The sequence below is a fragment of the Methylobacterium haplocladii genome, assembly GCF_007992175.1.
Taxonomy (GTDB): Bacteria; Pseudomonadota; Alphaproteobacteria; order Rhizobiales; family Beijerinckiaceae; genus Methylobacterium; species Methylobacterium haplocladii.
This window is the reverse complement of the sequence record NZ_BJZT01000008.1, coordinates 151,918-158,631: the sequence shown is the minus strand read 5'-3', so window position 1 is coordinate 158,631 and position 6,714 is coordinate 151,918. Positions and strand designations below refer to the sequence as shown.

Below are 6,714 nucleotides of genomic sequence, written 5' to 3'. Positions count from 1 at the left end.
TTTTCCGCACCAGCCGGTCGCTCGATTAGTGGGGCGCCCGCTCACGCTTGAGCCTCCGCCCGGGCATCCTTCGGCCCGAACAGCTCGCGAAACACCGGATAGATGTCGCGGCGGTGGTTGACCTTGCGCATGGCCAGCGGCTCGCCCGCCTTGGCGAGCGACTCGTAGGTGCGCCAGAGCGTCGTGCGGTGCTCGACGAAGCCGGCGCGGGGGCCGTTCTCGTCGCCGACTTCGAGATAGGCGAAGTGCTGGCAGGCGGGCAGGATGTGCGCGCGCAGCAACTCCGTCGAGGTCGGGCCGTCGGAGGAGACGTTGTCGCCGTCGGAGGCCTGAGCCGCGTAGATGTTCCAGTCGTTCGGATCGTAGCGCTCGGCGACGACGCGCTTCATCTCGACGAGCGCCGAGGAGACCAGCGTGCCGCCCGTCTCGCGGGAGCCGAAGAAGGTCTCCTCGTCGACTTCGTGCGCCTTGTCGGTATGGCGGATGAAGACGATCTCGACGTGCTTGTAGCGGCGCGTCAGGAAGATGTGCAGCAGGATGTAGAACCGCTTGGCGAGGTCCTTCATGTGCTCGGTCATCGAGCCGGACACGTCCATCAGGCAGAACATCACCGCCTGCGCGATCGGGCGCGGATAGGGCTCGAAGCGGCGGAAGCGCAGGTCGAGCGGATCGACGTAGGGAATGCGCTTCGAGCGTTCCCGGAGCGCCTCCAGCCTGAGGCGCAGCTCGGGCAGGATCGGATCGAGCTCGCCGACCTCCGCGATCTGCGCTTCGAGCGCGGCGACCTCCTCGAGCTTCGGACGCTTGAGGGCGATGCGGCGCGACATCGAATTGCGCAGCGTACGGGTCAGGGCGAGGTTGGCGGGCGATCCGCTCACCGTGTAGCCGGCCCGGCGCAGGCCTTCCGTCTCGACGATGGACAGCCGGCGCTTGGCGAGGTCGGGCAGTTCGAGGTCGTCGAGGAAGAGTTCGAGGAATTCGTCGCGGGTCAGGGCGAAGTGGAAGGCGTCCTCGCTGTTCTCGCCGCCGTCGCCGCCCTCCCCCGAGCCGCCGGCCCCGCCGCCGCCCGGCGGCCGCTCGATGCGGTCGCCTTCGACGTAGGTCTTGTTGCCGGGGATGATGTAGTCCTGAAGTCCGGTGCCGGGCTGGCGGCTGAAGCGGGGCTCACGAACGCCGTCGGCCGGCACCGAGATCCGGCCATCCTTGCCGAGGTCCTTGATGTCCTTCTCGCGCGCGGATTCTCGGACCGCGCGCTGGGCCATGTCCTTGACGCGTCGCAGGAAGCGCTGACGGTTCGGGAGGCTCTTGCCTCCTGGGTTGAGCCGACGGTCGACGATGTGCATCGTGTCTCGCTTAGCGCCTCGTCCTCAAGCCGTTGCCGGGCACAACGCTCGGTCAACGGTACGACAGTGGGCCCGATGGCGGCGAAGACTGCGTGGCCGCCTCAACCCGCCTGCTTCACCCGCATGTACCATTCCACGAGCCGCCGGACCTGACGCTCCGTGTAGCCGCGGGCCGTCATCCGCTCGACGAACTCGCCGTGCTTCTTCTCGGTCTCGCCGTCTTTCTTCGAGCCGAAGGAGATGACCGGCAGCAGCTCTTCGACTTGGGAGAACATGCGCCGCTCGATCACCTCGCGCAGCTTCTCGTAGCTCGTCCAGGACGGATTGTGCCCTCCGTGCTGCGCGCGGGAGCGCAGCGCGAACTTCACGACCTCGTTGCGGAAGTCTTTCGGGTTGGCGATGCCGGCCGGCTTCTCGACCTTTGTGAGCTCCTGGTTCAGGAGTTCGCGGTTCAGGAGCTGGCCGGTTTCGGTATCCTTGAAGTCTTGGTCCTCGATCCAGGCATCGGCGTAGTCGATGTAGCGATCGAACAGGTTCTGGCCGTAATCGTGGTAGCTCTCGAGATAGGCCTTCTGGATCTCGTGGCCGATGAACTCGGCATAGCGCGGCGCGAGCTCGGTCTTGATGAACTCCATGTAGCGCTTCTCGGTCTCGGGCGGCATCTGCTCGCGCTTGATCGCCTGTTCGAGCACGTACATCAGGTGCACCGGATCGGCCGAGACCTCGGTGGTGTCGTGGTTGAAGGTCGCCGCCAGCACCTTGAAGGCGAAGCGGGTCGAGATCCCGTCCATGCCCTCGTCGACGCCGCCGGTATCCTTGTATTCCTGCATCGAGCGGGCGCGAGGATCGACCTCGCGCAGGCTCTCGCCGTCATAGACCCGCATCTTGGAGAACAGGTTCGAGTTGGCATGTTCGCGTAAGCGCGACAGCACCGAGAACCGCGCCAGCATCTCGAAAGTGCCGGGGGCGCAGGAGGCTTCGGACAGTTCGGAGCGGGAGATCAGCTTCTCGTAGATGCGCTGTTCTTCCTGAACGCGCAGGCAGTACGGCACCTTGATGACGTAGATGCGGTCTATGAAGGCTTCGTTGTTCTTGTTCGACTTGAAGGACTGCCACTCGGACTCGTTCGAGTGGGCGAGAATGATGCCGGTGAACGGGATCGCGCCGATATTCTCGGTGCCGACATAGTTGCCCTCCTGCGTCGCGGTGAGCAGAGGGTGCAGCATCTTGATCGGCGCCTTGAACATCTCGACGAATTCGAGAACGCCCTGGTTCGCCCGGTTGAGGCCGCCCGAGTAGGAGTAGGCGTCCGGGTCGGCCTGGCTCAGCGTCTCCAGCCGGCGGATGTCGACCTTGCCGACGAGGCTGGAGATGTCCTGGTTGTTCTCGTCGCCGGGCTCGGTCTTCGAGATGGCGATCTGGCGCAGCCGCGACGGGCGGACCTTGATCACCTTGAAGCGCGAGATGTCGCCGTCGAACTCGTCCAGGCGCTTGAGCGCCCAGGGACTCATCAGGCCGGTGAGCCGGCGGCGCGGGATGCCGAAGCGGTCCTCGATCTCCTTGCCCATGAGCTCCGGATCGAACAGCCCGAGCGGGCTCTCGAAGACAGGGGAAACCTCGTCGCCGGCCTTGAGCACGTAGACGGGATGGACCTCCATCAGCGCCTTGAGGCGCTCGGCGAGCGAGGACTTACCGCCGCCGACGGGGCCGAGCAGGTAGAGGATCTGCTTGCGCTCCTCGAGGCCCTGCGCCGCGTGGCGGAAGAACGAGACGATCCGCTCGATCGTCTCCTCCATGCCGTAGAACTCGGAGAAGGCGGGGTAGACCCGGATGGTCCGGTTCATGAAGACCCGGCCGAGGCGCGCATCGCGGGCCGTGTCGACCATCTCCGGCTTGCCGATCGCGTCGAGGATACGCTCGGCCGCGCTGGCATACATCAGCGGTTCGTCGCGGCAGGCTTCCAGGAATTCGGTGAGGGACATCTCCGTGTCCCGCCGCGCCTCGTATCCTCGGGCAAAGCTCTGGAACAGGTCGCTCGTCGAGTGCGTCGGCATTCGGACACCCCCATCAAACTCAGGACAGCTTCATCCTGTCCCGGCTTGGATGCAACGGACATTATCGGTTTTGTCGCAGCGCCCACATCTCGCAGTTTGAGCGTGTGAAACGGGCCACACCATGGCAGGATTGCAGCAGGTCTCGTGGTCGGCCAAACCCTTTACAGGCTTGACCGACTTCGGCCCGCATCGACGGGCGCCAAGTCTTATGCTGCGATGCAACAAGCGCGGCGTCAACGGTCCAATCGAGGCTTCGTCTCAAAGATCGGACAGATCCTTGTCGTCCTTTTTATCCTCCGTCTTTTTCTCGTCCGGCTTCTTCGCATCCGCCTTGGCTGCCTCGACGGTGATGCGGATGTCCTGCTTCTCGACCGTGCCCTCGGCGGTCTTGACCTCGATCAGTACCTGATCGCTCCCGGTGAAGCCGGCCTTGCTCTTGTAGAAGACCGCCGTGGCCTGCGCTTCCTTGTTCGGGCAGCGGTAGCTCGCCGGGGTCTTGAGCTTGCCGCTCTTGCTCTTGAGCTGGCCGTTCTGCGGGGCGGTGACGACCTTGATCTCCGGCAGGGAGCCGGTGGAGCAATCCTTCTTCAGGTTCGGGCTGATGACGAGGCGTACGACCTTGCCGGAGGCCACCGTCTCGCTACGGGTCGTCGTGGTCTGAGCCTGGGCCGGCGCGGCGCAGACCAGCCCGGCGGCCATGAGTACGGCGACAACGGTGGCTGCAGAGGAACGGACGGCGATCATGTGATTTCTCCGAGCCCCGTTCGCCGCCGGACTGTCCGAGCGGAAGCGGAGGCCTGTGGCACGGTCCGGATGTGGGGATGCCCCCGTGCGGCGTCGAGGCCACGAAGGCTGCTCTCAATGCTGCAACGCAGCGGCGACGGCGCCGGTCACGCGAGCGATCTGCGCGGCGTCCAACTCACTGCCGAGGGCGGCGATGAGATGGCGCTCGATCCGTTCACGCTCTCCGAGATCGGCGAGGGGCGTTACGGGAATGTCTTTCTCTTTGAGGTTGCAGGCTTTCCGAATGGTCTCGGCGGCTTTGAGCAGATGCTCGCGGTCGCTCGGCCCCATATCCCAGAGCGGATTTCGCAGCCGGCTGATGACGCGACGGGCGTCGCGATACTCGCGGTCGATCGTGGTGAGCGCCTCGATCTGGCTGACGAGGAACATCAGCTCCAGCATCTCGGAGGCGGCATCGGGCGAGGCGCGTACGATCCGCAGGACGCGAGCGATCAGCTCCTGGGTCGGCGATCTCGGGCGATGGGACTCGGCCATGGCGCCTCAACGCCGGCACGCCCTCAAAGTTCGCTATGACCGTAAGCCGGTCCGCCGCTCAAGCGCTACCGGCCCACAATCCGGCGAGGACCTCGCGACACGCGCGCAGATCGCGCAACACGTCCTGCAAGAGCACGTCGGCGTCCGGAGCCGCCTCGGCCGATGCGGCTTCGGCCTCCGTCTCGCGATCCTGCAGCGTTGGGACCGTCGCCTCTGCCTCGCCCCGGCCGATGGCCTGGACGAACCGGATGCCGTTGTCCTTCAGGACGCGCTGGGCACCCTTGATGGTGTAGCCCCGGCCATGCAGCAGATGCTGGATGCCCTTGAGCAGATCGACGTCGTCGGGTCGGTAGTAGCGGCGGCCGCCGGCACGTTTGAGCGGGCGGATCTGCGCGAAACGACCCTCCCAGAAGCGCAGGACGTGCTGCGGAATGCCGAGATCGTCGGCAACCTCGCTGATCGTGCGGAAGGCGCCGGGCTGCTTCTCGGTCCTATCGGAGTCGTGACCGCTTTCGACCAGCACCGCGACCGCCATGAACTCCCCTCACCTCAGCCCGTTCAGACCAGCCGACGACGCCATTCGAACCGATCTCAGTCCTCGTCCTCTTCGACGCTGCCGTTGAGGCCGTTGATCCGGGCCTTGAGCACGTTGGAGGGCTTGAACACCATGACCTGACGGGGCTCGATCTCGACCTCGACGCCGGTCTTCGGGTTGCGGCCGACCCGCTTGCCCTTCGAGCGCACCAGGAACGAGCCGAACGACGACAGCTTGACGGTCTGGCCTTCCGACAGCGTGTTGCAGATCTCGGCGAGCACGGTCTCGACCAGGGCTGCGGATTCCGCTCGCGAGAGACCGACCTGCTGATAGACGGCCTCGCTCAGATCGGCGCGTGTGACCGTCTTTCCCGTCATGTTCTCCCCTTCGGACGATTCGTCTGTCGTGGCGTATCTTTATGATCGCGAACGCTAATCGGGCGATGAGGCCGGGTCAACCAAGCCTTTCGGCCGGACCGGCCGCGGGCCGCTGCGAGCCCGCCGGCCTCACCACCGGATGACCGCGGCGCCCCAGGTGAAGCCGCCGCCGATCGCCTCGATCATCACGAGATCGCCCTCGCGAATGCGTCCGTCCTTGCGGGCGGCGTCGAGGGCCAGCGGGATCGAGGCGGCCGAGGTGTTGCCATGCCGGTCGACCGTCAGCACCACCTTCTCGCGGGCGATCCCGAGTTTGTCGGCGGAGGCCTCGATGATGCGGCGGTTGGCCTGATGCGGCACGAACCAGTTCAGCTCGTCGGCGGTCGTGCCGGACAAGGCGAAGGCGTCCGCGATCACATCGGTGACGGAGCCGACCGCGAAGCGGAAGACTTCCTTGCCCTCCATCCGCAGCTTCCCGACGGTGCCCGTCGAGCCGGGACCACCGTCAACGTAGAGTTTCGCGCGATGACGGCCGTCGGAGCGCAGGCGGCTGGCGAGCACGCCGCGATCGGCCTTGGTCCCCTCGCCGTCGCGGGCCTCCATCACGATCGCGCCGGCGCCGTCGCCGAACAGCACGCAGGTGGTGCGGTCCTCCCAGTCGACGATCCGCGAAAAGGTCTCGGCGCCGATCACGAGGGCACGCCGGGCCGCGCCGGTTCGCAACAGGCTGTCGGCCGTGGCGACGGCGTAGACGAAGCCGGCGCAAACCGCCTGCTGGTCGAAGGCGAAGCCGGTCTCGATGCCGAGCGCCGCCTGGATCTGGGTTGCGGTCGAGGGAAAGGTGTTGTCCGGCGTCGAGGTCGCGCAGATCACGAGATCGATATCGGCACCGGAGAGGCCGGCATCGTCCAGGGCCGCCCTGGCCGCATGCGCGCCGAGCACCGAGGTGGTCTCCTCAGGCGTCGCGATATGGCGCTGGCGGATGCCGGTGCGCTGGACGATCCACTCGTCCGACGTCTCCATTCGCTCGGAGAGATCGGCATTGGTCACGACGGTCGCGGGCAGGTGCGAGCCGCAGCCGACAACCACGGAGCGTAGCGTCGTCATATCGCTCGTCCTTCCTGCTG

Annotated in this window: 7 protein-coding genes; all 7 read right to left on the bottom strand. The window is 66.0% G+C overall.

Annotated features, from left to right (window positions below):
* Positions 1-41: 41 nt before the first annotated feature.
* The 7 genes from MHA02_RS05510 to MHA02_RS05480 all read right to left on the bottom strand — a co-directional run bounded on the left by MHA02_RS05510 (position 42) and on the right by MHA02_RS05480 (position 6,694).
* A complete protein-coding gene (locus tag MHA02_RS05510; RefSeq protein WP_147077363.1) occupies positions 42-1,343 on the bottom strand; it encodes a YeaH/YhbH family protein in 1,302 nt (433 codons plus the stop codon).
* Between the two features lie 101 nt (positions 1,344-1,444).
* Positions 1,445-3,397: a PrkA family serine protein kinase gene (locus MHA02_RS05505; protein WP_147077361.1), complete on the bottom strand. Its 1,953-nt coding sequence runs from the start codon at positions 3,395-3,397 to the stop codon at positions 1,445-1,447.
* Positions 3,398-3,655: 258 nt separating this feature from the next.
* Positions 3,656-4,141, bottom strand: a complete 486-nt coding sequence (locus MHA02_RS05500; protein WP_147077359.1) for a 4-aminobutyrate aminotransferase — start codon at positions 4,139-4,141, stop codon at positions 3,656-3,658.
* Between the two features lie 114 nt (positions 4,142-4,255).
* Positions 4,256-4,675, bottom strand: a complete 420-nt coding sequence (locus MHA02_RS05495; RefSeq protein ID WP_147077357.1) for a hypothetical protein — start codon at positions 4,673-4,675, stop codon at positions 4,256-4,258.
* Positions 4,676-4,733: 58 nt separating this feature from the next.
* Positions 4,734-5,210 carry a MerR family transcriptional regulator gene (locus MHA02_RS05490; RefSeq protein ID WP_147077355.1) on the bottom strand — a complete coding sequence of 159 codons (477 nt, stop codon included), beginning with the start codon at positions 5,208-5,210 and terminating at the stop codon, positions 4,734-4,736.
* A gap of 56 nt (positions 5,211-5,266) precedes the next feature.
* Positions 5,267-5,587, bottom strand: a complete 321-nt coding sequence (locus MHA02_RS05485; RefSeq protein ID WP_147077353.1) for an integration host factor subunit alpha — start codon at positions 5,585-5,587, stop codon at positions 5,267-5,269.
* Between the two features lie 129 nt (positions 5,588-5,716).
* Positions 5,717-6,694, bottom strand: coding sequence for a beta-ketoacyl-ACP synthase III (locus tag MHA02_RS05480; protein ID WP_147077351.1), 978 nt, complete (start codon positions 6,692-6,694; stop codon positions 5,717-5,719).
* Positions 6,695-6,714 lie beyond the last annotated feature (20 nt).

What these genes read in the sequence shown, in the direction of transcription:
- MHA02_RS05500 (WP_147077359.1), bottom strand. Translation starts at nt 4,141, where the DNA reads ATGATCGCCGTCCGTTCCTCTGCAGCCACCGTTGTCGCCGTACTCATG.
- MHA02_RS05480 (WP_147077351.1), bottom strand. Translation starts at nt 6,694, where the DNA reads ATGACGACGCTACGCTCCGTGGTTGTCGGCTGCGGCTCGCACCTGCCC.
- MHA02_RS05510 (WP_147077363.1), bottom strand. Translation starts at nt 1,343, where the DNA reads ATGCACATCGTCGACCGTCGGCTCAACCCAGGAGGCAAGAGCCTCCCG.
- MHA02_RS05490 (WP_147077355.1), bottom strand. Translation starts at nt 5,210, where the DNA reads ATGGCGGTCGCGGTGCTGGTCGAAAGCGGTCACGACTCCGATAGGACC.
- MHA02_RS05505 (WP_147077361.1), bottom strand. Translation starts at nt 3,397, where the DNA reads ATGCCGACGCACTCGACGAGCGACCTGTTCCAGAGCTTTGCCCGAGGA.
- MHA02_RS05485 (WP_147077353.1), bottom strand. Translation starts at nt 5,587, where the DNA reads ATGACGGGAAAGACGGTCACACGCGCCGATCTGAGCGAGGCCGTCTAT.
- MHA02_RS05495 (WP_147077357.1), bottom strand. Translation starts at nt 4,675, where the DNA reads ATGGCCGAGTCCCATCGCCCGAGATCGCCGACCCAGGAGCTGATCGCT.